A 24,329-nucleotide genomic window follows, 5' to 3' on the forward strand; every position below is an offset into this window, starting at 1 on the left:
GGCGGTGACGCCCGGATTTTCGCCTTAGGCGATGGTGACTTTGCCGTCGAGGTAGACATCCTGCACGGCATTGATCAGCTTCACGCCGTCGGCCATCGATTTCTTAAACGCTTTACGGCCAAGGATCAGTCCCATGCCGCCGGCGCGTTTATTGATCACCGCCGTGCGCACCGCGTCGGCAAGGTCGGTCTCCCCGCCCGCCGCGCCGCCGGAGTTAATCAGCCCGGCGCGGCCCATATAGCAGTTGGCCAGCTGGTAGCGCACCAGATCGATAGGGTTATCGCTGGTCAGTTTGCTGTACACCCGGTCGTCGGTATAGCCGAAGTTAACCGCTTTGTAGCCGCCGTTATTCTCCGCCATTTTCTGCTTAACGATATCGGCGCCGATGGTGGCCGCCAGGTGGTTGGCCTGACCGGTCAGGTCAGCGGAAACATGATAGTCGACACCGTCTTTCTTGAAAGCCGAATTGCGCAGATAGGCCCACAGCACGGTGACCAGGCCCAGCTCATGCGCCCGCTCAAAGGCAGCGGAAATCTCTTCTATCTGACGACGCGATTGTTCCGAGCCGAAATAGATCGTCGCGCCCACGGCTACCGCCCCCATATTGAACGCCTGCTCAACGCTGGCGTAGAGGGTCTGGTCGTACTCGGTGGGGTAGCTCAGCGTTTCGTTATGGTTGAGCTTCACCAGGAAAGGAATGCGATGCGCGTAACGGCGCGACACCGAGGCCAGCACGCCGTAGGTCGACGCCACGCAGTTACAGCCGGCTTCGATCGCCAGCTCGACGATATTTTTCGGATCAAAGTACAGCGGGTTGGCGGCGAAGGAGGCCCCCGCCGAGTGCTCCACGCCCTGGTCGACCGGCAGAATGGAAAGGTAGCCGGTCCCCCCCAGACGTCCGGTGTTGTACAGGGTTTGCATATTGCGTAGCACCGCCGGTGGCCGGTTGTTATCCACCATCACCCGATCAACATAATCTGCGCCAGGCAGATACAGCTGGTCGGCCGGAATGGTTATACAACGGTGCTGCAAAAGGCTCTCGGCATCTTTGCCCAGCAACTGCGTAATATCAGTCATAGCAATCTCCCGTAAGGCCGGCCGGAGCCGGCATGCATTATCCCAACCCAATTATTTTGGGCAGGTTAAGCCTGGTACCGACTTAGCCTATTTTCCAGCCGGGAGGGCATTTTTTCAGGAGATTCTGCTGTCCCGTTACGCTGCCATTTACCACCAGGCGTGGAAATGGTGTACCGGTCCGATGCCGTGGCCCACCTCCAGGGAGTCGGCCTGGGCCAGGGCCGCCGACAGCCAGGCCTTGGCCTCGGTAACGGTGGCCGCCCAGTCGGCGTGACGCGGGCGCAGCGCCGCCAGCGCGGCGGAGAGTGTGCAGCCGGTGCCGTGGGTGTTTTTGGTCTGCACTCGCGGCGCGGTAAATCGCTGTTCCCCTTCGCGGGTGAAGAGCCAGTCCGGGCTTTCGGCATCGTCGAGATGGCCGCCTTTCATTAATACTGCGCCGCAGCCCAGCGCCAGCAGCGCCCGCCCCTGCTCCAGCATTTCGCGCTCGTTGCGCGCATGGGGAGCATCGAGCAGGGCGGCCGCTTCCGGCAGGTTCGGGGTGATCAGCGACACCTGCGGCAACAATCGTTGACGCAGGGTCTCCACCGCCGAGGCCGACAGCAGCGGATCGCCGCTTTTCGCCAGCATGACGGTATCCAGCACCACATTGGCCACCCGGTAGCGCGCCAGCCGCTCGGCCACGGCTTCCACAATATCGGTCTCCGCCAGCATGCCGATTTTGGTGGTATCGATGCGCACATCGCTGAATACCGAATCGAGCTGCGCCGCCACAAAGTCCGGTTCAATACGATAGACCGACTGCACGCCGCGGGTATTCTGCGCCACCAGGGCGGTGATCGCCGAGCAGCCATAGGCCCCCAGCGCGGAGAAGGTTTTCAGATCGGCCTGGATACCGGCCCCGCCGCTGGGATCGGTGCCGGCGATGGTCAGGGCGTTGATACGTTTCATCCCTGCACCTCCTGATACAGCGCGTCGAGAAACGCCGGAATAAAGCTGCCTGGGCCTCCCTGACGGGCGGCGATTTCCCCGGCCTGCTTCATTAGCCCGCAGGCGGCGGCCACGTTTTCCAGCCGATCGCCCGGCAGCGCCGCGCTCGCCGCCACCACCGCCGACAGCGCGCAGCCGGTGCCCACCACCCGGGTCATCAGCGCGCTGCCGCCCGCCACGCTGAGCACCCGCTCGCCGTCGGTGACGTAATCCACCTCGCCGGTGACCGCCACTACGGTGGTCAACTGACGAGCCAGCGCCTGGGCCGCCGGCAGCGCCGCGGCGGCCGTATCGGTGGTATCCACCCCGCGCCCGCCGCCGCTCATCCCGGCCAGCGCCAGAATTTCAGAGGCATTGCCGCGAATGGCCGCCGGCTGCAGGGCCAGCAGCTCGTGACAAAAGGCCGTGCGTACGGTCAGGGCGCCGACCGCCACCGGATCCAGCGTCCAGGGCTTGTCGGCCTGGCGGGCCTGCTCCACTGCGGCGCGCATGGCCACGGCGCGGTCTGCGGTCAGGGTGCCGACGTTGATTAACAGCGCATCGGCGATGGCGGCGAACTGCGCCGCTTCGCGAGGATCGATCACCATCGCCGGCGAGGCGCCGACGGCCAGCAGAACATTGGCGGTAAAGGTCTGCACCACGTCATTGGTCATGCAGTGCACAAGGGGGGAATGGGCGCGCAGCAGATGGCGCAGGTGCGCGACAGGCGCGGGATTCAGCAGCTCAGGCATGGTTTGCTCCCGCCAGACGAGGTAGAAGCAATGACCCTGCGGTCTCTGACTTCCCTACGCTGGCATTATCCAGATCAGGTGGTACGGGTATTTCTCAGCCTTCAACGAAGAAGGGCACCCCGAGTCAAAATAGTGAAATTGTTAAGCGTTGTGGAATTTACCGCAACTCACCGGTTCATACAACAAGCCTTTAGCCCTGCAACGACACCATCGCGGCTATCATGCTTATCAATCGACCGGGCGAGATTGCATTCCGCTGCTGGCGAGCGGAAAATGATGACATCACGCGCTATTTAGCCTACCGAGGATATACGCCATGGCCGTTTATCACCATGCGCTGGTACTGATTAACAGCAGTCAGGACGGCGTCCCGCTGCTCGAGCATGCCGCCAGAATGGCAGAAGAGAACGGCATGCGCATCACCATCGCCCACATCAGCACCGACTACCGGGCGCTGAACTATGTTTCCGACAGCCTGCGCGACGATCAGGTCTCGCAGGAGGTGATCCAGGCCAAAGCCCTGCTCAACGAGCTGGCCTGCACCGTCTCCCTGCCGGTGGATACTCTCTCGCTGGTGACCACTCGCCGGTTTGAAGATGTCGAAGCCTGCATTCGACAGCGGCAGATCGATTTAATTATTGCCGGGCACCATAACAGGCTGCTGGGCGTCCTCTCCTCACACTCGCTGGAGTACATCAACCACTTAACCATAGACGTGCTGATCAAGCACCTGCCCTAGCGCAAGGCGGCCTGTAGCAGGGAAAAACAGTCTTCGATAAGCGGCGGCAGCGCCTGCGGCCCGCGCATCAGGGCCACCGTGCGGGTCAACGCCGGCTGCTGCAGCTGCGCGACCTTGAGCGCCGGGTCCTGCAGATGGGTGGTGTACAGCTCCGGCAGAATCGCCACCGCTAAGCGCGAGCGTACCAGGCCATACAGGGTTTCGATATAGTCCACCTGGTAGCGGGTGGTCAGCGTCAGGCGATGGCTCTCCACTAATGCCGCCACCAGCCGCTGGATATTGCCCTTCGAGAACACGGCAATGTCCCGCCCCACCAGCTGTTTCCACGGCAGATGCGCCTGCGCGGCCAGCGGATCGTCGCGGTGCAGCACCGCCACGAAGGGATCGTCGCGCAGCGGATAGACCAGCAATTCCGCGGGCAGTGAGCTGTCGATCGCCCCGATGCCGAAATCAATCTCGCCACGCTGCAGCGCCAGGATAAGCGCATCGTTGGTCTGATCGTGAAATTCAATGCGCAGGCGGGGAAAGGCCTGGGCCAGGGTCTGCGGCAGCAGAGGAAACAGCAGCGAACTGACCGACGGCACCAGGCCGATGCGCACCGTCCCGTCGCCGCCCGCCTCGACGATCTGCTGCATATCGAAAAAGGCCGCCTGCGCCACGCTGAGGATCCGCTGGGCGTGGGGTAAAATCGCCGCCCCCAGCTCAGTCAGGGTGACCGCCGAAGCGGTGCGGTTGACCAGCTTGCCGCCGAGCACCGTTTCAATCTGCCGCAGGGCGCTGCTCAGCGCCGGCTGGCTAATCGCCAGCCGACTGGCGGTATCGGTAAAATGGCGCAGCTGGGCCAGGGTGACGAAATACTGAAGCTGTTTAAGTGAGAGCGCGGGCAGTCGCTGCCAGGGTTCTTTCATTATCGGGTTCGCTACGGTGGTCCTGCACAATAACCCGAGCTTATCGGGTGATAAATTTATTCATCTGGGCAAACGTTTGCTGTGCCTCTAGAGTATCCGCATTATCCTTGTGCCGGAGTGGTTATGTCCAGCAATGCTCAAGTCCGCCGTCGCGCCGTGCAGGCCGCGCGCGGCGAATCCCCGTTTGATCTGCTGCTGGTCGATGCGCAGATCGTCGATATGGCCACGGGCGAAATTCGCCCCGCTGACGTCGGTATCGTCGGCGAGATGATCGCCAGCGTCCACCCCCGCGGCAGCCGCGCCGACGCCCATGAAGTGCATTCCCTGGCCGGTAGCTACCTGTCGCCCGGCCTGATGGACACCCACGTGCACCTCGAAAGCTCGCATCTGCCACCCGAGCGCTACGCCGAAATCGTCCTCACCCAGGGCACCACCGCGGTGTTCTGGGATCCGCATGAGCTGGCCAATGTCCTCGGCGTCGAGGGTGTGCGCTACGCGGTAGACGCCAGCCGCCACCTGCCGCTGCAGGTGATGGTCGCCGCGCCGTCGAGCGTCCCCTCCACCCCCGGCCTTGAAATGTCCGGCGCCGATTTCGCCGGCGCGGAAATGGAGACCATGCTCGGCTGGCCGGAAGTGCGCGGCGTGGCGGAAGTGATGGATATGCACGGCGTGCTGCACGGCAGCGAGCGGATGCAGGAGATTGTCCAGGCCGGTCTTAACAGCGGTAAACTGATTGAAGGCCATGCCCGCGGCCTGAGCGGCGCCGACCTGCAGGCCTACCTCGCCGCCGGCGTCACCTCCGATCATGAACTGACCTCGGCGGACGACGCGCTGGAAAAACTGCGCGCCGGACTGACGATCGAGATCCGCGGCTCGCACCCCTATCTGCTGCCGGATATCGTCGCGGCGTTGAAAACGCTGCCGCACCTCTCCTCGCAGATCACCGTCTGCACCGATGACGTGCCGCCGGATATGCTGCTGGAGAAAGGCGGGATCATCGCCCTGCTCAACCTGCTGATCGAGCACGGTTTACCGGCGGTCGACGCGCTGCGTTTCGCCACCCTCAACGCCGCTATTCGTCTGCAGCGCCACGATCTCGGGCTGATTGCCGCCGGGCGGCGCGCCGATCTGGTGGTGTTTGACTCCCTGGAAAAACTGGCGGCCCGCGAAGTCTATGTTGGCGGGGAACGGCTGGCCCAGGCCGGCCGCCTGCTGAAGCCGATCGCCCCGGCGCCGGGCGTAACGCCGCCGCGCGATACCTTACAGATAGCCCCCCTCGCCGCCGATGACTTTATCCTGCGCATCAAGGGCATTCGCCACGGCGTCGCCCGCCTGCGCCATATCCGCGGCGCGCGCTTCACCCAGTGGGGTGAGGTCGAGGTGCAGATCCGCGACGGCCAGGTCCAGCTGCCCGCCGGCTTCAGCCTGATCTGGGTCAAGCACCGCCACGGCCGCCATCAGGCGACGCCGCAAATCGCCCTGCTTGAAGGCTGGGGCGAGCTGCGCGGCGCCATCGCCACCAGCTACTCCCACGACTCACACAATCTGGTGGTGCTCGGGCGCGATGCTGAGGATATGGCGCTGGCGGCCAACCAGCTTATCGCCTCCGGCGGCGGGATGGCGCTGGCGCAACAGGGCGAGATCCTCGCCCATGTGGCGATGCCGATTGCCGGCATGCTGTCGGATCTGCCGGCCGTCGAGCTGGCGCGTCAGTTCCGCGAGCTGCGCGATCTGAGCAGCAGAGTCGCTGACTGGGAGCCGCCGTACCGGGTCTTCAAGGCTATTGAAGGCACCTGTCTTGCCTGTAACGCCGGGCCGCATTTAACCGATTTGGGTCTCACCGACGGCGGCAGCCGCCAGATAGTCGACCCGTTGATAGCCTGCCGGGAGACCCCGGCGCCAACGCCTCACAACAATAATCCTCAGGGAGCCTGAGCATGGCCGATAACACACTTCACTCTTCCGCCCGCGATAACTGGCTGGAGCGCCGCTTTGCGCTGCGCTCGCGCGGCGGCACGCTACGCACTGAATGCCTGGCCGGGATCACCGGTTTCCTCGCCGCCGCCTATTTACTGGTGGTCATCCCGGGACTGCTGGCGATCGGCGGGATGGACAAAGGCGCCGCGACCACCGGCACCATTCTGGTCTTCGTCGTCGGTTCGCTGCTGATGGCGTTTTACGCCAACCTGCCGTTTATCGTCGGCCCGGGCATTGGCGGCTCGGTGCTGGTAGGGGTCACGCTGGCAGGTAGCGAGGGGATTGGCTGGCAGACAGGCCTCGGGATCGCCTGCTGGTCAGGGGTTCTCTTCTTCCTGCTGACCCGCTTTGGCCTGCGCGAAGTGGTCACCCGCTCGGTGCCACAGTCGATCAAGCTGGGGCTGACGGCCTCCATCGGCCTGTTTGTCGCCGTTCTCGGCTTTCGCAACGCCGGGCTGGTGCTCGCCAATGCCAAAACCAACGCCCTGATGCTCGGCGACTTTCTCGCCCCCAGCGCGCTGGTGGCGCTGTGCGGCCTGTTCCTGGCGATAGCCCTGCAGGCGCGTAAGGTGCCGGGCGCCATTTTGTGGGCCATTCTGTGCGCTACCCTGGTGGGGATCCCGTTCGGCGTGACCAAACTGCCGACGCATTTTATCGATGTCCCCCACTCGCTGGCGCCGGTGCTGGGACAGGTCGACCTGCTGGGGGCGTTAAACATCGCCTTCCTGCCGTTCCTGTTCGTCTTTTTCGCTTCTGAGTTTTTCTCCACCATGGGGACGACGCTGGCGGTGGGCGGCGAGGCAGGTCTGCTGGATGAAGAAGGCAACATGCCGCAGATTAATCGCCCGTTTATGGTCGATTCGATTGCTGCGGCGCTCGGCCCGTGGGTGGGGATTCCGGCGGCAACGGCGCTGATCGAGTCCTCGGCGGCAGCGGAAGCCGGCGGCAAAACCGGCCTCACCGCGCTGTCGGCGGCGGTGATGTTCCTGCTGATGCTGCTGTTCACGCCGGTGGCGCTGATGATCCCGAAAGAGGCCACCGCCCCGGCGCTGATCCTGATCGGCCTGAACATGTTCAGCGGCCTGCGCAAAGTGGATCTCGGCAACTTCACCGACGGCCTGCCGGTGCTGATGATGGTGATGATCACCCTCATCGCCAACAGCTTCGGCACCGGTATCGCCGGCGGGCTGCTGTTTTACATTGTGATCAAGGCCATCGCCGGCAAGTGGCGGGAAATCCCGATTGGCCTGTGGGTGCTGGCCGTCCCTCTGGTCTACTACTTCGCGACCTTAGTTAGACATTAAGCCCTTCACAATGTGCTTTCACCTCTTCATATAACAAACGCACCGCGGCAGAGAGCTGCTTGCGGTGCGGACAAATCAGGTTCAACGGCACCATATCCCCCTGGTAACGCGGCAGCAGGCGCCGCAGGCGGCCCGCCCGCAGATCGTCGCTGACGTCGAGCATCGATTTATAGGCAATGCCCTCCCCGGCCACCGCCAGCCGCCGGATCACCTCCGCGTCGTCGCTCATCACCGTGCCGGAGACCTTCTGCTGCTGAACTTCTCCGTCGAGGCTCAGTGACCAGCGGTCGAACGGGCGGCCGCGCAAAATGTAGATCAACGCATTGTGCTGGCCGAGCTCCTGAAGGGTCTGCGGCTCGCCGTGGCGGGCGATCCACTCTGGGGAGGCCACCAGCACCCGACGATTTTCCGGCGCCACCGGCAGCGAAATAAACGAGGCGTCATCGTTATTGCCATAGCGAAACGCGACGTCCACCGGATCTTTAAACACGTCGGTCAGCTGGTCGGAAAAGAGCAGCCGCAGGCGCAGCGCCGGATGGCGTTGCCGAAAGTCGCGGAACAAGGTCAGGAGCAGGTTACGCCCGAGGTCTGACGGCACGGCAATCTGCAGCATGCCGCGAATTTCATCATCCGGGGTCTGGATCTTCTGCAGGCCGGCCTCGAGGGTATCGAGCATCTGGGTGGCATACGGCAGCCAGGTCTCCCCCTCCGGCGTCAGGCGCAGGCTGCGGGTCGAGCGGGCGAACAGGCGAATATTGAGGATCGTCTCCAGACGTTTAATCGCCGCGCTCACCTGCGCCGGCTGCTGCCCCGCCTCGCGCGCGGCGTCGCTAAAACTGCCCAGTGCTGCGGCGCGGACAAATAAGGTCAGATCTTCCAGCCTGAACATGCCGATTCTCCCCTGCTTCAGATTGCTCCCAAAATACGCATCACCGTCGCTGCAACGCAAGCGGCGCAGGACTTGCGCCGTGTTTTGCTTACACTTTTTAAAAATCCAGTGCTTGCCATTTCAGCAACGCATCAGGAATGATACGAGGCTGCTATTTTGAGTCCAGGTAATATTGAGGAAATTATGCGTAAAACAAAAATGATGCTTCTGGGCGTACTCCTTGCCACCGCTGGCGCCAGCTGGACGGCTTCTGCCGCGGGGATCGATCAGTATGCGCTGAAAGAGTTCACCGCCGACTTCACCCAGTTTCACATTGGCGACACCGTTCCGGCGATGTACCTCACCCCGGAATACAACATCAAAGGCTGGCAGCAGCGTAATCTGCCCGCGCCGGACGCCGGCAGCCACTGGACCTATATGGGCGGTAACTACGTGCTGATCACCGACACCGAAGGCAAAATCCTCAAGGTGTACGACGGCGAGATCTTCTATCATCGCTGATCCGCTTAATATCCGCATCCGCCCCGGCGAACCAGCGGACTCTCCGGCGCTGCGCCAGCTCTTCCTGCGGGCGCGCAGTGTATCGTGGACCTGGCTTCCCTCCACGACCTGGCGGCTGGAAGATTTCGATGCCGCCACCGCGGATGAACAGCTGTGGGTCGCGGAATGCGACGGCCTGCCGGTGGGCTTTGCCGCCGTATGGACCGCCGATAATTTCCTTCACCATCTGTTCGTCGACCCGGACTGGCAGGGCAAACATATCGGCAGCGCGCTGCTGGCGCAGGTCGAACGGACCTTTACCGCCAGCGGGACGCTGAAGTGCCTGATGGAAAATAAAAACGCCCTGCGCTTCTACCAGCGTCACGGCTGGACCATCGAAGCACAGGGCGCCTCGCCCGAGGGCGGATACTGGCTGATGCGCTCGCCGCGGCCTTAAACGGCGCGGAAGGCAATCTCACCCGGGATCACTTCTCCCTGCCAGTACATCTGGGCCGCCACCCGGCCCGCCAGCTGGCGGTAAATGTCGGTAAATTCGCTTTCCGGACGCGCCACCACCGTCGGCGTGCCGTTATCCAGATCTTCCCGCAGCGTAATATGCAGCGGCAGCTGGCCCAGCAGCTGGGTGTGGTATTTCTCGGCCAGTTTTTGCGCGCCGCCGGTGCCGAAGATCGGCTCGTGGTGCCCGCAGTTGCTGCAGATATGCATGCTCATGTTTTCCACGATCCCCAGCACTGGCACTTCCACTTTCTCGAACATCACGATGCCCTTTTTGGCGTCGATCAGCGCGATGTCCTGCGGCGTGGTGACCACCACCGCGCCGGTGACCGGAATGTTCTGCGCCAGCGTCAGTTGAATGTCGCCAGTGCCCGGCGGCATATCCAGCACCAGGTAATCCAGATCCGGCCACAGGGTCTCCTGCAGCATCTGCATCAGCGCCTTGCTGGCCATCGGGCCGCGCCAGACCATGGCGTTGTCGTCAGTCACCAGGTAGCCGATGGAATTGGTGGCCAGCCCGTACTTCATGATCGGCGCCATATGGGTGCCGTCCGGCGAGGTCGGGCGGCTGTCCTCCGCGCCAAGCATGGTGGGAATCGACGGGCCGTAGATATCGGCATCCAGAATGCCCACCTTTGCCCCTTCCGCGGCGAGAGCCAGCGCCAGGTTTACCGCCGTGGAGGATTTACCGACGCCGCCTTTCCCGGAGCTGATGGCGATAATGTTCTTCACGCCGTTGATCCCGGGCTGGTTTTTCACGCGCTTGAGGGTGGCGATGCTGTGGGTCAGCTTCCAGTCGATAGCCTTCGCGCCAGTGATGCGCAGCAGCTCGGCGCTACACTGCTCTTTCAGCGCTTCGAAGGCGCTGCTCCAGACGAACGGCATCTGCAGCTCAATATGAATGGTATCATCCAGCCAGGCGACATGGTGCAGCGCCTTGAGGGTGGTGAGGTTATGCTTCAGGGTTGGGTGCTGGAAATTGGCCAGCGTCCCGGCGACCATCGCACGTAGGCGCTCGGGGGATTTGGCCTGGGATTGCGAATTCATCCCGACTCCTTTGTTGTTTTGAGATGCTTTCAGTAATCACAGAGTTTATCACAGGTAAGGATTATCCATATATGGGCAGCCATTTATGGCGCACCCACAGCCCTTTTGGTAATATCGGAAGCCCTTTTTACAACAGAAGATGTAATGCTCACTATGACTCAAGTCGCGAAGAAAATTCTGGTAACGTGCGCCCTGCCGTACGCCAACGGCTCCATCCACCTCGGCCACATGCTGGAGCACATCCAGGCTGATGTCTGGGTCCGTTACCAGCGAATGCGCGGCCATGAAGTCAACTTCATCTGCGCCGACGACGCCCACGGCACGCCGATTATGCTCAAGGCGCAACAGCTCGGTATCACTCCGGAGCAGATGATTGGCGAGATGAGTCAGGAGCATCAGACCGATTTTGCCGGTTTCGACATCAGCTACGACAACTATCACTCGACGCACAGCGATGAGAACCGCGAGCTGTCGGAGTTGATCTACACTCGTCTGAAAGAGAACGGTTTTATCAAAAACCGTACCATCTCTCAGCTCTACGATCCGGAAAAAGGCATGTTCCTGCCGGACCGTTTTGTGAAAGGCACCTGTCCGAAGTGTAAATCTCCAGACCAGTACGGCGATAACTGCGAAGTGTGCGGCGCGACTTACAGCCCTACCGAGCTTATCGATCCGAAATCGGTGGTCTCCGGCGCCACGCCGGTGATGCGTGACTCCGAACACTTCTTCTTCGACCTGCCGTCATTCAGCGAAATGCTGCAGGCGTGGACCCGCAGCGGCGCGCTGCAGGAGCAGGTGGCGAACAAAATGCAGGAGTGGTTTGAGTCCGGCCTGCAGCAGTGGGACATCTCCCGCGATGCGCCGTACTTCGGCTTCGAAATTCCGAACGCGCCGGGCAAATACTTCTACGTCTGGCTGGACGCGCCGATCGGCTACATGGGCTCCTTCAAGAACCTATGCGACAAGCGCGGCGACACCACCAGCTTCGACGAATACTGGAAGAAAGACTCCACGGCCGAGCTGTATCACTTTATCGGCAAGGACATCGTCTACTTCCACAGCCTGTTCTGGCCGGCGATGCTGGAAGGCAGCCAGTTCCGTAAGCCGACCAACCTGTTCGTGCACGGCTACGTGACGGTCAACGGCGCGAAGATGTCCAAGTCGCGCGGGACCTTTATCAAGGCCAGCACCTGGTTAAATCATTTCGACGCTGACAGCCTGCGCTACTACTACACCGCCAAGCTCTCTTCGCGCATCGATGACATCGACCTCAACCTGGAAGACTTTATCCAGCGCGTGAATGCCGACATCGTCAACAAGGTGGTTAACCTCGCCTCGCGCAACGCCGGCTTTATCAGCAAGCGTTTTGACGGCGTGCTGGCCGCTGAGCTGGCCGACCCGGCGCTGTACAAAACCTTCACCGACGCGGCGGAAAGCATCGGCGAAGCGTGGGACAGCCGCGAGTTCGGTAAGGCCATCCGCGAAATCATGGCGCTCGCCGACGTGGCCAACCGCTATGTCGATGAGCAGGCGCCGTGGGTGGTGGCGAAACAGGAAGGCCGCGACGCCGACCTGCAGGCCATCTGCACCATGGGTCTGAACATGTTCCGCGTGCTGATGACCTGGCTGAAACCGGTCCTGCCGCAGCTGGCCGCGCGTGCGGAAGCGTTCCTCAACAGCGAGCTGAGCTGGGACGCCATTCAGCAGCCGCTGCTGGCGCATAAGGTCAATCCGTTTAAGGCGCTGTACAACCGCATCGAGATGAAACAGGTGGAAGCCCTGGTTGAAGCGTCAAAAGAAGAGGTGAAAGCCGCAGCTGCGCCAGTGACCGGCCCGCTGGCGGACGATCCGATTCAGGACACCATCACCTTTGACGATTTCGCCAAAGTCGATCTGCGCGTGGCGCTGATTGAGAACGCGGAATTTGTTGAAGGCTCCGACAAGCTGCTGCGCCTGACGCTGGATCTGGGCGGCGAGAAACGTAACGTCTTCTCCGGCATCCGCTCCGCTTATCCGGATCCGCAGCCGCTGATTGGCCGCCTGACGGTGATGGTCGCCAACCTGGCGCCGCGCAAAATGCGCTTCGGTATCTCGGAAGGGATGGTGATGGCCGCCGGCCCTGGCGGGAAGGATATCTTCCTGTTAAGCCCTGACGACGGCGCCAGGCCGGGTCAGCAGGTGAAATAATAAAAAAGCCGGATTAACCATCCGGCTTTTTTTTGCCCGGCGGCGCTGCGCTTGCACGGGCCTACGGGTTATGTAGACCGGGTAAGGCGAAACCGCCACCCGGCAAAAATCACGGTTTCGGGTGATGCACCCGCTGGGTCAGCCCGCGCAGGAAATTGCGCAGAAACTGGTCGCCGCACTCGCGGTAGTTTTTGTGGTCAGGCGATCGCATCATGGCGGTCACTTCCGGCACTGACACGCGGTATTTCTGCTCGCTCATGATCGCCACAATATCGTCCGTTTTCAGCGAGAAGGCGATCCGTAGCTTTTTCAGCACCGTGTTGTTATTCACCCGACGCTCCAGCGCTAACTCCGGCGCCGAATCGTCTTTGCCGCGCTTATCATAGATCAGGCCGTTGAGGAAACCCGACAGAATAATGTCCGGGCAGCGGACAAAGCCCTCTTCATCCTCTTTCGTTGTCCAGGTGTCGAAGCTGGCGGAGGTGGATTCCATCGCGGATAGCGCAAGAATACGCACCATATCGTTATTATTGACTTTCAGGGTGTAGCGCAGGCTACGAAGAATATCATTACTGAGCATGAGTGCCTTTTACTGTCGATGATGCAATGGGGCGCAGTGTAGCAGCTTTACAGGCCAATCGCCTCTTTCAGGCTTTTTAAATAGCGTCGGCTCACTGGCACCGTTTGCCCGGCGCGCATTAGCAGCTCCGCCTGACCATTCTCCTCCAGGCGAATCTCCTTCAGGTGCGCCATATTCACCAGATACTGGCGATGGCAGCGCAGCAGCGGCGTGCGGCTCTCAAGGGTGCGCAGGGTCAGCTCGGTAAACCCTTCCTTGCCCTCGCGGTCGGTCACGTAGATGCCGCTCATCCGGCTGCTGACGAAGGCTACATCCTCCATCTGCAGCAGCCAGATACGGCTGTGACCGGTACAGGGTATGTATTTCAGCGTCTGCTGAGCATCATCCAGCAGCGACACATCCTGCAGATTACGCTCCTGGCGCAGGCGGGCGAGGGTTTTCTCCAGCCGCGCAGCTTCAATCGGCTTGAGCAGATAGTCAAAAGCATGCTCCTCAAAGGCTTTCACCGCGTATTCATCAAAGGCGGTGAGAAACACAATATAGGGGCGGTGCTCCGGGTCGAGCATCCCGACCATCTCCAGACCGCTGATGCGCGGCATCTGGATGTCGAGAAACAACACGTCGGGACGCAGTTTATGTACCGCGCCAATCGCCTCCACCGCGTTGCCGCACTCGCCGACGATCTCGATATCGCGCTGTGTCTCCAGCAATATACGCAGGTTTTCCCGTGCCAGCGGCTCATCATCGACGATCAATACTCTCAGCATGCATTCTCCTCCAGGGGCAGACGTAGGGTGACACGGGTAAAGCGCTCCGGCTCGCAGGTGACGCTGATGCCGCAGTCGGCGCCAAAACGCGCCCGCAGCCGCCTGTCCACCAGATTCATCCCCAGCCCGCTGGCCTGAGGGTTGGCCTGGTACAGCCCGGCGTTATCTTCGATATCCAGCTGCAGCCAGCGATCGTCCTGGCTGGCGCGAATGGTAATTTCGCCGACGCCTAGATGCTGCGATGTGCCATGCTTAATGGCGTTCTCCACGATCGGCTGCAGGGTAAAGGCCGGCAGCTGGTGATGCGCCAGCCCTTCCGGCACCGCCATCTGGATCTGCAGGTTAGCCTGAAAGCGGGCCTTCTCAATCTGCAGATAGGCGTTAACATGCTCTATCTCATCGGCGAGGGTGACGATTTCCGTCGGCCGCTTCAGGTTCTTGCGAAAGAAGGTCGACAGATACTGCACTAGCTGGCCGGCCTGCTCGCTGTCGCGACGGATCACCGCCTTCAGGGTGTTGAGCGCGTTAAACAGGAAGTGCGGGTTAACCTGGGCATGCAGGAGCTTGATTTCGGATTGCGTCAGCAGCGCCTTCTGCCGCTCGTACTGCCCGGCGAGGATCTGCGCCGACAGCAGCTGAGCAATACCCTCTCCGAGGGTGCGGTTGATCGAACTGAACAGACGGTTTTTCGCCTCATACAGTTTGATGGTGCCGATCACCCGCTGGTTCTCACCGCGTAAGGGGATCACCAGCGTCGATCCCAGCTTACAGTGCGGATGAATCGAGCAGCGGTAGGGCACCTCGTTGCCGTCGGCATACACCACCTCCCCGGTCTCAATCGCCCGTTGCGTATACGACGAGGAGATAGGTTTGCCCGGCAGATGGTGGTCGTCGCCGATGCCGGTAAACGCCAGCAGCTTGTCGCGATCGGTGATCGCCACCGCGCCGATATCCAGCTCCTGGATAAGCACCTGGGCCACCTTCATGCTGTTCTCTTCGTTGAACCCCTGACGCAGGATCCCCTCGGTGGACGCCGCCACCTTCAGCGCCGTGGCGGAAAAAGCGGAGGTGTACTTCTCGAACATCGCCCGCTTGTCCAGCAGAATGCGCATAAACAGCGCCGCACCGACGGTATTGGTCACCATCATCGGCGCGGCAATGCTCTGCACCAGATGCAGGGCGTCCTGGAACGGGCGGGCAATCAGCAGAATGATCATCATCTGCACCAGCTCGGCCACGAAGGTGATCGCCCCGGCGGTGAGCGGGCTAAAGACTTTGTCCGGCCGGCCGCGTTTGACCAGCACGCTGTGCACCAGACCGCCCAGTAGCCCCTCGACGATGGTGGAGACCATGCAGCTTAAGGCGGTCATCCCCCCCAGCGAGTAGCGGTGCAGTCCGCCGGTCAGCCCCACCAGCCCGCCGACCACCGGGCCGCCGAGCAGGCCGCCCATCACGGCGCCGATGGCGCGGGTGTTGGCGATAGAGTCTTCGATATGCAGACCAAAATAGGTCCCCATAATGCAGAAAATGGAGAAGGTGACGTAGCACAGCAGCTTGTGCGGCAGGCGAACGGTGACTTGCATCAGGGGGATAAACAGTCGGGTTTTGCTCATCAACCACGCGATGACCAAAAATACGCACATCTGCTGAAGCAGCAGCAACACCAGATCAAACTCGTACATACCCGCAAACCACACATTTCAGAAAGCGCGTACCATACCCTGACTGGCGAAAACTTTCTTTGAAGCCCTGCATAAAAATGAAAAATGACGGGCAGGATCACACTTTTTTGCGGCGCGTTGCTCAGCCAAATAGGCAAAAAGCCCGGCGCGGCGCGCTAAACCGCAATTAATGTTTCATTAACACCTGCGCTTCACCGTATAATCCCCCTGTTAACATCAGGAGCCTATTATGAAGCCAGCGAAAATCGCGGTCGTCACTCTCTTCTTACTTATGGCCATCGGCGGGATCAGCGGCGTAATGCTGGCCGGCTATTCCTTTATTGTGCGTGGCGGTGTCGGCTGATCCAGCGGGTCAGACGCTCAAACGCGCGGTCGACAATGATCGCCGCCAGCGCCACCAGTAGCGCCCCCTGCACAATATAGGCGGTATTAAACCCGCTCAGGCCGATGATGATCGGCGTCCCAAGCGTATTGGCCCCCACCGTCGAGGCTATCGTCGCGGTACCAATATTGACGATGACCGAGGTGCGGATCCCCGCCAGGATCACCGGGGCCGCCAGCGGCAGCTCCACCTTATACAGGCGCTGCCAGCCGGTCATTCCCATCCCTTCTGCCACATCTGACACGCCCGACGGTATCGATCCCAGCCCGGCCAGCGTCCCCTGCAGCACCGGCAGTATGCCATACAGCGCGAGGGCGATCAGCGCCGGCAGCCAGCCAAAGCCCAGCACCGGTACCGCCATCGCCAGCACCGCCACCGGCGGAAAGGTCTGCCCGATAGCGGCGATGGTCTCCACCAGCGGACGAAACGCGCTGCCCGCGGGCCGGGTAACCGCCACCCCTGCCCCCAGCCCGACGGCGGTTGCCGCGAGGCTGGATACCACTACCAGCCAGCCGTGATCGAGAGTGAGCGCCCAGAAGCTCTCCTGCTGGTAAACCGGCCGCGGCAGCTCCGGAAACAGCCGGCTGAACAGCGGCGCGCTGTAGGGTAGCCCCATCAGCAGGCCGATGAACAGCGCGATAAGCCACCACAACGGCTCACGAAGCGCCTTCATGACTCGCCTCCTGGCGCAGCAGATCGGCAAAATGCAGCGTGCCGCAGGGCTGCCCCTCGGCATCCACGACCGGCAGCGCCTCGCAGCGCCGGGCGACAAACTGCGATAGCGCTTCCCGCAGGGTCATGGTGACGATCAACCCCTCGCCCGCCAGCCGCTCGTCGGGGCGCAGATAGTCCCGCACCTCACGCAGCGACAGCAGGCGCACGCCCAGCTCGCTGCGGCCAAAAAAGGTCTGCACAAAGCTATTCTCTGGCCGCAGGAGCATCGCCAGCGGCGCCCCCTGCTGGATCACCTCGCCACCATCCATCAGCACCAGGTGGTCCGCCAGGCGCAGCGCTTCGTCAATATCATGGGTCACCAGGACAATGGTTCGCCCCAGCAGGCGGTGAATGCGCAGCATCTCCTGCTGCAGCGCCTCGCGGGTCACCGGGTCGAGAGCGCCGAAGGGTTCATCCATCAGCAGCACCTCCGGGTCTGCCGCCAGCGCCCGCGCCACCCCGACCCGCTGCTGTTGGCCGCCGGAAAGCTGATGGGGATAGCGGTCGCGCAGCGTCGCCTCCAGCCCCAGCAGCGCCATCAGCTCGTCGACCCGGTCGGCGATCCTCGCCCGCGGCCATTTTTGCAGCTGCGGCACGGTGGCGATATTCTGCGCCACCGTCCAGTGGGGAAACAGGCCGATAGACTGGATGGCATAGCCCATCCGTCGCCGCAGGGTCAGGAGCGGCTGCTGGCGGATGTCTTCGCCGGCAAAGCGAATCATGCCCCGGTCCGGCTCCAGCAGGCGGTTGATCATTTTCAGCGTCGTCGACTTGCCCGAGCCGGAGGTTCCCACCAGCACCGAAAAGGCGCCTTCGCGCAGCTCCAGGGTCAGGTCCTTCACCGCCGGGTGGCCGGCAAACGCTTTGCTGACCCCTTGAAATTCAATCATTGGCCTCTCCTTTTAGCCAGGCGCCCCACAGCGCGAACAGGGCATCCACCATCACCGCCAGGGCAATGGTCGGCACCACGCCCAGCAGCACCAGATCCAGCGCGCTGCTCAGCAGCCCCTGAAATACCAGCGCGCCAAAGCCGCCGGCGCCGATCAGCGCCGCCACCACCGCCATGCCGACGGTTTGCACGCTGACCACCCGCAGGCTGCGCAGCAGCACCGGCATCGCCAGCGGGAGCTGCACCTGGCGAAAGCGCTGCCCGGCGCTCATGCCCATCGCCGTCGCGCTCTCCAGCGCATCCTGCGGCACCTGCTGCAGGCCGGTCACCACCCCGCGCACCAGCGGCAGCAGCGCATACAACGTCAGGGCAATCAGGGCCGGCGCCACGCCGGTCCCGGAGACGCCCAGCTCGCCCAGCGCCGGAAAATAGCGCGCCACACCGGCAAGCGGGGCAATCAGCAGGCCGAACAGCGCCACCGACGGGATAGTCTGGATCACATTGAGCACAGTGAAGGCCGGCGCCTGCCAGCGCGGACGCCGCCAGAGCCATACCCCCAGCGGCAGGCCGATCAGCAGGCCCGGCAGCAGGGTGCCAAACAGCAGAAGCAGATGCTGGCGCAGAGCGTCGTCAAACACCTCCTGGCGGTTGGCATACTCTTTCAGCAGCGAGAGCTGATCGAGCGCCCCGGCGGCGAGCAGGATGATGGGCAGAAGCCAGACTTGCGCATTGAGCAGCCAGCGCCACAGCGGCCGGGCGGTAAGATGACGAACGGCCTCGCTGGCCAGCAGCAGGCAGAGCGCCAGCGACAGCCACAGGCCGCTGCCGGGCGAGGTGCGCGCCAGCGGCGAGCCGTGCCGGGAGAGCTCAAGCGCCGCCTGGCCGCTGCCCCAGATAAGCAGCGGGAAGAGCAGTTCGGCCAGCAGCAGATGGAGAAGCGGCGCGACCCTGCCCGGCAGCCAGCAGAGCAGGATCCCGGCGAGGGCTGCCGCCAGCTGAACGCCGGCGAGCCAGGGCATCACCTGCCACAGCCCGCGCCCTTCCCCGGAGAGTAAGCGATTCGGCGCGTAAGTGATAAACGGCAGCGCCAGCGTAACCAGCAGCAGGCCTGTCAGCAGCAGGCCGACGCGGTGAGTACAGCGAATGGTCACCGGTGGCTTACTTCAGCAGGCCTTTCTGCTGCAGATAATCTGCCGCCACGCGCTTCGCATCCTGGCCTTCCACCGCGATGCGGGCGTTCAGCTGCTGCAGGGTCTTTTCATCGAGGCTGGCGAAGACCGGCTTCAGCCAGTCGGCGATCTGCGGGTAGGCTTTCAGCACCGTCTCGCGCACCACCGGCGTTGGGGCGTAAATCGGCTGCACGCCCTGCGGGTCGCTCAGCGTCTGTAATCCCAGGGCCGCCACCGGGCCGTCGGTGCCGTAGGCCATCGCCGCGTTGACGCCGGAGGTCTGCTGCGCCGCCGCTTTGATGGTCACCGCCGTATCGCCCCCGGCCAGCGACAGCAGCTGATTCTGGTTGAGTTTAAAGTCATACGCTTTTTCAAACGCCGGCAGCGCGTCCGAGCGTTCAATAAACTCCGCCGAGGCCGCCAGCTTAAATTCGCCGCCCTGCTGCAGATAGCGGCTGAGGTCGGCCAGCGAAGTCAGGTGATTTTTCTCCGCCAGCTCCTGACGCACGGCGATGGTCCAGGTGTTGTTAGCCGGCGCCGGGGTAAGCCATACCAGCTGATGTTTCTCCTGATCCAGGCGCTTCACCTTCTCATAGCCCTGCTGGGCATTCTTCCATGCCGGGTCGTTTTCATCTTTAAAGAAAAAAGCGCCATTGCCGGTATATTCCGGGTAGATATCCAGCTCGCCGGCGACAATCGCCCCGCGCACCACCGGCGTGGTGCCGAGCTGGATTTTGTTAATCGTTTTGACGCCGTGGCTTTCCAGCACCTGCTGGATCATATTACCCAGCAGCGCCCCTTCGGTATCAATTTTCGAGCCGACCTTCACCGGCTCCGCCGCCTGCAGCGGCACACTTATCAGGGCGGCCAGCGCCAGCGCGCCGGACCATTTCGTCGCCATCTTCATCCCGCATCCCTCAGTTCTTTTGCGCTTCGCTTACAGAAGCTTAAGAGAAAAGCGTAGTCCATTTGCCAGCGATACGAAAAAGAAAAGGCCGATTAATCGGCCTTTTAAGTGTGACGTTGGGCTTAAGGGTTATGTCTTACAACAGCTCAAACTCGCTCTGCTTCACGCGGGCGGAGTCCACGCCGATAAAGACATTGAATTTGCCCGGCTCAGCGACGTATTTCATCTGCTGGTTCCAGAACTTCAGCGCGTCGACGTCGATCGGGAAGCTGACGGTTTGCGTTTCGCCCGGCTTGAGGTTGACCTTTTTAAAGCCGCGCAGCATTTTTACCGGCCGGCTCATGGAGGCGGTGACGTCCTGCAGATACAGCTGAATGACCGTCGCCCCTTCGCGTTTGCCGGTGTTGGTCACCTGCACGCTGGCGGTCACGCTGCCGTCGCGCGGCAGGGTGGCCGACGACATGGTGACATCGGAGACGCTAAAGGTGGTATAGCTCAGGCCGTAGCCAAACGGGTACAGCGGGCCGTTGGCTTCATCGAAGTAGCGCGAGGTGTACTTGTTCGGCTTCTCAGGATTATACGGACGACCGGTATTCAGGTGGCTGTAGTAGGTTGGGATCTGCCCCACCGAGCGCGGGAAGGACATCGGCAGCTTGCCCGACGGGTTATAGTCGCCAAACAGCACGTCGGCGATGGCATGCCCGCCTTCGGTGCCGGCAAACCAGGTCTCCAGCAGCGCATCGGCTTGCTGATCCTCTTTCACCAGCGCCAGCGGACGGCCGTTCATCAGCACCAGCACCAGCGGTTTGCCGGTGGCCTTGAGGGCGGCAATCAGGTTGCGCTGGCTCTGCGGCAGGGTGATGTCGGTCCGGCTGGAGGCCTCATGGGCCATGCCCTGCGCCTCGCCCACTACGGCAACCACCACGTCGGATTGCTTCGCCGCCGCGACGGCTTCGTCGATCATTTCCTGCGGCGAGCGCGGGTCAACCTGCACCGCGTTCTCATACAGGTTGAGGAAATCGACAATGCCTTTGTCGTCGGTAACGTTCGCCCCTTTGGCGTAAATCACTTTGCCGTTATCGCCCAGCGCTTCTTTGATGCCGGTCAGGACGGTCACCGACTGGTCGGCCACGCCCGCCGCCGACCAGCTGCCCATCATGTCGCGTTTGCTGTCCGCCAGCGCGCCCACCACCGCGATCGTGCCGGATTTTTTCAGCGGCAGCGTATCAAGCCGGTTTTTCAGCAGCACCAGGCTCTCGCGGGCGACTTCCCGCGCCTCTTTACGATGCAGACGGCTTTCTGCGTTGGTGTCCTGCGGGTCAGAATCTTTTGGCCCCAGGTGGCTGTACGGATCGTTGAACAGCCCCATATCATATTTGACGTTAAGCACGTGACGGGTGGCGTCATCCAGCTCGGCCATGGTCACCTTGCCGGACTTTACCAGCCCCGGCAGGTACTTGCTGTAATACTCGTCGCTCATGCTCATGTTGATGCCGGACTTGAGCGCCACGCGCACCGCGTCTTCCGGGTCGGAGGCCACGCCGTGCTTGATCAGCTCTTTAATGGCGCCGTGGTCGGAGACCGTGATGCCTTTAAAGCCCCACTGGTCGCGCAGGACATCTTTCAGCAGCCAGGAATCGGCGGTCGCCGGGGTGCCGTTCAGCGAGTTCAGGGCCACCATCACCGCGCCGCTGCCGGCATCCAGCCCGGCTTTATACGGCGGCATATAGTCGTTGAACAGGCGCTGCGGGCTCATGTCGACCGTGTTGTACTCTTTCCCGCCCTCCACCGCGCCGTAGGCGGCGAAGTGCTTGACGCTGGTCATCACCGAATAGCGGTCCGCCGGGCTTTTGCCCTGCATCGACTCCACCATCGCCTGACCCATCATCGTGGTCAGATAGGTGTCTTCCCCGAACCCTTCGGAAGCGCGTCCCCAGCGCGGGTCGCGGGAGACGTCGACCATCGGCGCCCAGGTCATGTTCAGCCCGTCATCGGCGGCTTCATAAGCTGACACCCGGCCCACGGTCTTCACCGCGTCGAGGTTAAACGACGAGGCCAGGCCGAGGCTTATCGGGAAGACGGTGCGCTGGCCGTGCAGCACATCGTAGGCAAAGAACAGCGGGATTTTCAGGCGGCTGAGCTGCATCACCTGATCCTGCATCACGCGGATATCCGGGCGGGTAACGGTATTAAAAATCGCCCCCACCTGACCGTTTTTGATCATTTCACGGATCGCCTCTTTGGGGTTATCCGGGCCGACGCTTATCAGACGCAGCTGGCCGATTTTCTCGTCTACGGTCATTTTTTTCAGCAGGTCGGTGACAAAAGCATCCCGCGCCTGCGGGGTCAGGGGGTGGTTACCAAACAGTTCATCCGCCAGCGCGGGTTGCAGCGCCAGACTCACGGCGACGCCTACAGTGCAGAGCCATTTCATTGTTATCTCGCTTTTTCTCAGACGGGGACTCGGTAAAACATAATAAAAACCGCAGTTTGCCATATATATAAACAACGCGCCCGCAGAATGCTAAGGTTCTTCTCTGATTTTTGCGAAACATTCATGCATCAAATTGTCATACAAAGCGCTATGCTTATCCTCGATATTTCGCGCACCACCACAAGGAGTGGAACATGTCATCTGCACCCACTAACACCAATAAAACGTTTCTGGCTGACCTCGCGCGCCTGGTTGGCCCTTCGCATCTGCTGACCGACCCGGCAAAAACCCAGCGCTACCGCAAAGGCTTCCGCTCCGGTCAGGGCGAGGCGCTGGCGGTTGTCTTTCCCGGCACCCTTTTGGAACTCTGGCGCGTGCTCAACGCCTGCGTCGACGCCGATAAAATCATTCTGATGCAGGCGGCCAACACCGGCCTGACCGAAGGCTCCACCCCCAACGGCAATGATTACGATCGCGAGATCGTGATTATCAGCACCCTGCGCCTGGATAAACTGCATCTGCTGGACAAAGGCGAGCAGGTGCTGGCCTGGCCCGGCACCACGCTCTACTCACTGGAAAAAGCGCTGAAACCGCTGGGGCGCGAGCCGCACTCCGTGATCGGCTCATCGTGCATCGGCGCGTCGGTGATCGGCGGGATCTGCAACAACTCCGGCGGTTCCCTGGTGCAGCGCGGGCCGGCCTACACCGAGATGTCGCTGTTCGCACAGATTGACGCCGACGGCAAGCTGAAGCTGGTCAACCATCTGGGCATCGATCTCGGCAGTACGCCGGAGCAGATCCTCAGCCGACTCGACGACGAGCGGATCAGCGATAGCGATGTGCTGCACGATGGCCGCCACGCCCACGATCACGACTATGTTACCCGCGTGCGCGATGTCGATGCCGACACCCCGGCGCGCTACAACGCCGACCCGGACCGCCTGTTCGAATCCTCCGGCTGCGCCGGCAAGCTGGCGGTTTTCGCCGTGCGTCTCGATACCTTCCCGGCGGAAAAGCGCCAGCAGGTGTTTTACATTGGCACCAACCAGCCGCAGGTATTGACCGAGATCCGCCGCCATATCCTCGCCGAGTTCCAGCATCTGCCGGTGGCCGGGGAATATATGCACCGCGATATTTACGATATCGCCGAGAAGTATGGCAAAGACACCTTCCTGATGATCGACAAGCTCGGCACCGACAAAATGCCGTTCTTCTTCACCATGAAGGGGCGAACCGACGCGATGCTGGAGAAAGTGTCGCTGTTTAAACCGCACTTTACCGACCGCTTTATGCAGAAGCTCGGCCACGTCTTCCCGGCGCATTTACCGGAGCGGATGAAAACCTGGCGCGACAAATATGAACACCATCTGCTGCTGAAGATGGCCGGCGACGGCATCGAAGAAGCACAGCGCTGGCTGACGGAATACTTCCAGCAGGCCGAGGGAGATTTCTTCGCCTGTACGCCAGAAGAAGGCAGCAAGGCATTCCTCCACCGCTTTGCCGCCGCCGGCGCGGCGATCCGCTATCAGGCGGTGCATGCCGACGAAGTCGAAGATATTCTGGCGCTGGATATCGCCCTGCGCCGCAACGATACCGAGTGGTTCGAAAATCTGCCGCCGGAGATCGACAGCCAGCTGGTGCACAAGCTCTACTATGGCCACTTTATGTGTCATGTGTTCCATCAGGATTACATCGTCAAGAAAGGGGTCGATGCCCATGCGCTGAAGGAGCAGATGCTGGAGTTGCTTAAAGCGCGCGGCGCCCAGTACCCGGCGGAGCATAACGTGGGTCATCTGTATGAAGCGTCGGAGAGCCTGCAGCAGTTCTATCGCCAGAACGATCCGACCAACAGCATGAACCCGGGGATTGGTAAAACCAGCAAGCAAAAATACTGGGGTGAAGCGGCCCCGGCGCCGGTCTCCCCGGCGGATCCGCAATAATCGGCGGCAGGGCTATTCAGCCT

The 24,329-nt window shown here is 61.8% G+C and carries 22 protein-coding genes and 1 riboswitch; of the genes, 8 read left to right on the forward strand and 14 right to left on the reverse strand.

All coding sequences use genetic code 11. The annotated features are described in order from the left end of the window. Nucleotides 1-24: 24 nt before the first annotated feature. The 3 genes from fbaB to thiM form a co-directional block, all read right to left on the reverse strand. Nucleotides 25-1,077: a class I fructose-bisphosphate aldolase gene (fbaB, locus tag ACQUTP_RS06110; protein ID WP_004201578.1), complete on the reverse strand. Its 1,053-nt coding sequence runs from the start codon at nt 1,075-1,077 to the stop codon at nt 25-27. 147 nt (nt 1,078-1,224) lie between these two features. Beyond that, nucleotides 1,225-2,025, reverse strand: coding sequence for a bifunctional hydroxymethylpyrimidine kinase/phosphomethylpyrimidine kinase (thiD, locus tag ACQUTP_RS06115; RefSeq protein WP_009307429.1), 801 nt, complete (start codon nt 2,023-2,025; stop codon nt 1,225-1,227). Then, nucleotides 2,022-2,795, reverse strand: coding sequence for a hydroxyethylthiazole kinase (thiM, locus tag ACQUTP_RS06120; RefSeq protein ID WP_064183478.1), 774 nt, complete (start codon nt 2,793-2,795; stop codon nt 2,022-2,024). Before thiM ends, thiD begins: the two co-directional genes overlap by 4 nt. A gap of 34 nt (nt 2,796-2,829) precedes the next feature. Next, nucleotides 2,830-2,927: riboswitch (TPP riboswitch) on the reverse strand. A gap of 184 nt (nt 2,928-3,111) precedes the next feature. On the opposite strand from thiM, the gene ACQUTP_RS06125 reads away from it, so the two are divergent. Then, entirely contained in the window at nt 3,112-3,534 is a 423-nt protein-coding gene (locus ACQUTP_RS06125) for a universal stress protein (protein WP_017899346.1), read from the forward strand. Here the strand turns inward: ACQUTP_RS06125 and ACQUTP_RS06130 are convergent. Continuing rightward, nucleotides 3,531-4,445, reverse strand: coding sequence for a LysR family transcriptional regulator (locus tag ACQUTP_RS06130; protein WP_025999155.1), 915 nt, complete (start codon nt 4,443-4,445; stop codon nt 3,531-3,533). The genes ACQUTP_RS06125 and ACQUTP_RS06130 overlap by 4 nt on opposite strands. Nucleotides 4,446-4,565: 120 nt before the next feature. Here ACQUTP_RS06130 and ACQUTP_RS06135 point away from each other — a divergent pair, with 120 nt between their 5' ends. Both ACQUTP_RS06135 and ACQUTP_RS06140 read left to right on the forward strand, forming a co-directional pair. Beyond that, a complete protein-coding gene (locus ACQUTP_RS06135) occupies nt 4,566-6,377 on the forward strand; it encodes an adenine deaminase (RefSeq protein WP_080828048.1) in 1,812 nt (603 codons plus the stop codon). 2 nt (nt 6,378-6,379) lie between these two features. Beyond that, complete coding sequence (locus tag ACQUTP_RS06140; protein WP_004201588.1) at nt 6,380-7,723, forward strand: NCS2 family permease; 1,344 nt, start codon at nt 6,380-6,382, stop codon at nt 7,721-7,723. Here the strand turns inward: ACQUTP_RS06140 and ACQUTP_RS06145 are convergent. Next, complete coding sequence (locus tag ACQUTP_RS06145; protein WP_004201589.1) at nt 7,713-8,612, reverse strand: LysR family transcriptional regulator; 900 nt, start codon at nt 8,610-8,612, stop codon at nt 7,713-7,715. The two genes, ACQUTP_RS06140 and ACQUTP_RS06145, sit on opposite strands and share 11 nt — an antisense overlap. 183 nt (nt 8,613-8,795) lie before the next feature. Between ACQUTP_RS06145 and ACQUTP_RS06150 the strand changes: the two genes are divergently transcribed. Next, the gene (locus ACQUTP_RS06150; protein ID WP_004201590.1) at nt 8,796-9,113 is read left to right on the forward strand and encodes an RcnB family protein; all 318 of its coding nucleotides are present in this window, start codon (nt 8,796-8,798) and stop codon (nt 9,111-9,113) included. Continuing rightward, entirely contained in the window at nt 9,103-9,549 is a 447-nt protein-coding gene (locus tag ACQUTP_RS06155) for a GNAT family N-acetyltransferase (protein WP_032431098.1), read from the forward strand. The genes ACQUTP_RS06150 and ACQUTP_RS06155 overlap by 11 nt, the downstream gene beginning before the upstream one ends. Here ACQUTP_RS06155 and apbC read toward each other — a convergent pair. After that, on the reverse strand, nt 9,546-10,655 hold the full coding sequence (gene apbC, locus ACQUTP_RS06160; RefSeq protein WP_004201592.1) for an iron-sulfur cluster carrier protein ApbC: 1,110 nt from the start codon (nt 10,653-10,655) through the stop codon (nt 9,546-9,548). The genes ACQUTP_RS06155 and apbC overlap by 4 nt on opposite strands. 153 nt (nt 10,656-10,808) lie before the next feature. On the opposite strand from apbC, the gene metG reads away from it, so the two are divergent. Further along, a complete protein-coding gene (metG, locus tag ACQUTP_RS06165) occupies nt 10,809-12,842 on the forward strand; it encodes a methionine--tRNA ligase (RefSeq protein WP_064150986.1) in 2,034 nt (677 codons plus the stop codon). A 109-nt stretch (nt 12,843-12,951) separates the two neighbouring features. Here the strand turns inward: metG and ACQUTP_RS06170 are convergent, their stop codons facing one another. From ACQUTP_RS06170 to ACQUTP_RS06180, 3 genes are read right to left on the reverse strand one after another with little or no spacing between them, the layout of a single operon-like run. Beyond that, nucleotides 12,952-13,422: a DUF1456 family protein gene (locus ACQUTP_RS06170; protein ID WP_017899341.1), complete on the reverse strand. Its 471-nt coding sequence runs from the start codon at nt 13,420-13,422 to the stop codon at nt 12,952-12,954. 47 nt (nt 13,423-13,469) lie between these two features. Next, entirely contained in the window at nt 13,470-14,189 is a 720-nt protein-coding gene (gene btsR, locus ACQUTP_RS06175; RefSeq protein ID WP_004144215.1) for a two-component system response regulator BtsR, read from the reverse strand. Beyond that, a complete protein-coding gene (locus ACQUTP_RS06180) occupies nt 14,183-15,871 on the reverse strand; it encodes a sensor histidine kinase (protein WP_004201596.1) in 1,689 nt (562 codons plus the stop codon). The genes btsR and ACQUTP_RS06180 overlap by 7 nt, the downstream gene beginning before the upstream one ends. A gap of 229 nt (nt 15,872-16,100) precedes the next feature. On the opposite strand from ACQUTP_RS06180, the gene ACQUTP_RS06185 reads away from it, so the two are divergent. Beyond that, the gene (locus ACQUTP_RS06185; RefSeq protein ID WP_002912762.1) at nt 16,101-16,214 is read left to right on the forward strand and encodes a protein YohO; all 114 of its coding nucleotides are present in this window, start codon (nt 16,101-16,103) and stop codon (nt 16,212-16,214) included. On the opposite strand, the gene ACQUTP_RS06190 is transcribed toward ACQUTP_RS06185, so the two are convergent. The 5 genes from ACQUTP_RS06190 to bglX form a co-directional block, all read right to left on the reverse strand. Continuing rightward, nucleotides 16,189-16,926 carry an ABC transporter permease gene (locus ACQUTP_RS06190; RefSeq protein WP_004201597.1) on the reverse strand — a complete coding sequence of 246 codons (738 nt, stop codon included), beginning with the start codon at nt 16,924-16,926 and terminating at the stop codon, nt 16,189-16,191. The genes ACQUTP_RS06185 and ACQUTP_RS06190 overlap by 26 nt on opposite strands. Continuing rightward, nucleotides 16,910-17,857, reverse strand: coding sequence for an ABC transporter ATP-binding protein (locus ACQUTP_RS06195; RefSeq protein WP_062914158.1), 948 nt, complete (start codon nt 17,855-17,857; stop codon nt 16,910-16,912). Before ACQUTP_RS06195 ends, ACQUTP_RS06190 begins: the two co-directional genes overlap by 17 nt. Then, complete coding sequence (locus tag ACQUTP_RS06200) at nt 17,850-19,007, reverse strand: ABC transporter permease (protein WP_241505029.1); 1,158 nt, start codon at nt 19,005-19,007, stop codon at nt 17,850-17,852. Before ACQUTP_RS06200 ends, ACQUTP_RS06195 begins: the two co-directional genes overlap by 8 nt. 7 nt (nt 19,008-19,014) lie before the next feature. After that, nucleotides 19,015-19,932: a glycine betaine ABC transporter substrate-binding protein OsmF gene (gene osmF / locus ACQUTP_RS06205; protein ID WP_241505030.1), complete on the reverse strand. Its 918-nt coding sequence runs from the start codon at nt 19,930-19,932 to the stop codon at nt 19,015-19,017. Nucleotides 19,933-20,068: 136 nt separating this feature from the next. After that, complete coding sequence (gene bglX / locus ACQUTP_RS06210; RefSeq protein WP_004201601.1) at nt 20,069-22,366, reverse strand: beta-glucosidase BglX; 2,298 nt, start codon at nt 22,364-22,366, stop codon at nt 20,069-20,071. A gap of 194 nt (nt 22,367-22,560) precedes the next feature. Between bglX and dld the strand changes: the two genes are divergently transcribed. Then, entirely contained in the window at nt 22,561-24,306 is a 1,746-nt protein-coding gene (gene dld, locus ACQUTP_RS06215) for a D-lactate dehydrogenase (RefSeq protein ID WP_065803059.1), read from the forward strand. The last annotated feature ends 23 nt before the right edge of the window (nt 24,307-24,329 follow it).

Source organism: Klebsiella sp. 2-CIP_Kleb. (assembly GCF_050378715.1).
Taxonomy (GTDB): domain Bacteria; phylum Pseudomonadota; class Gammaproteobacteria; order Enterobacterales; family Enterobacteriaceae; genus Klebsiella; species Klebsiella quasipneumoniae.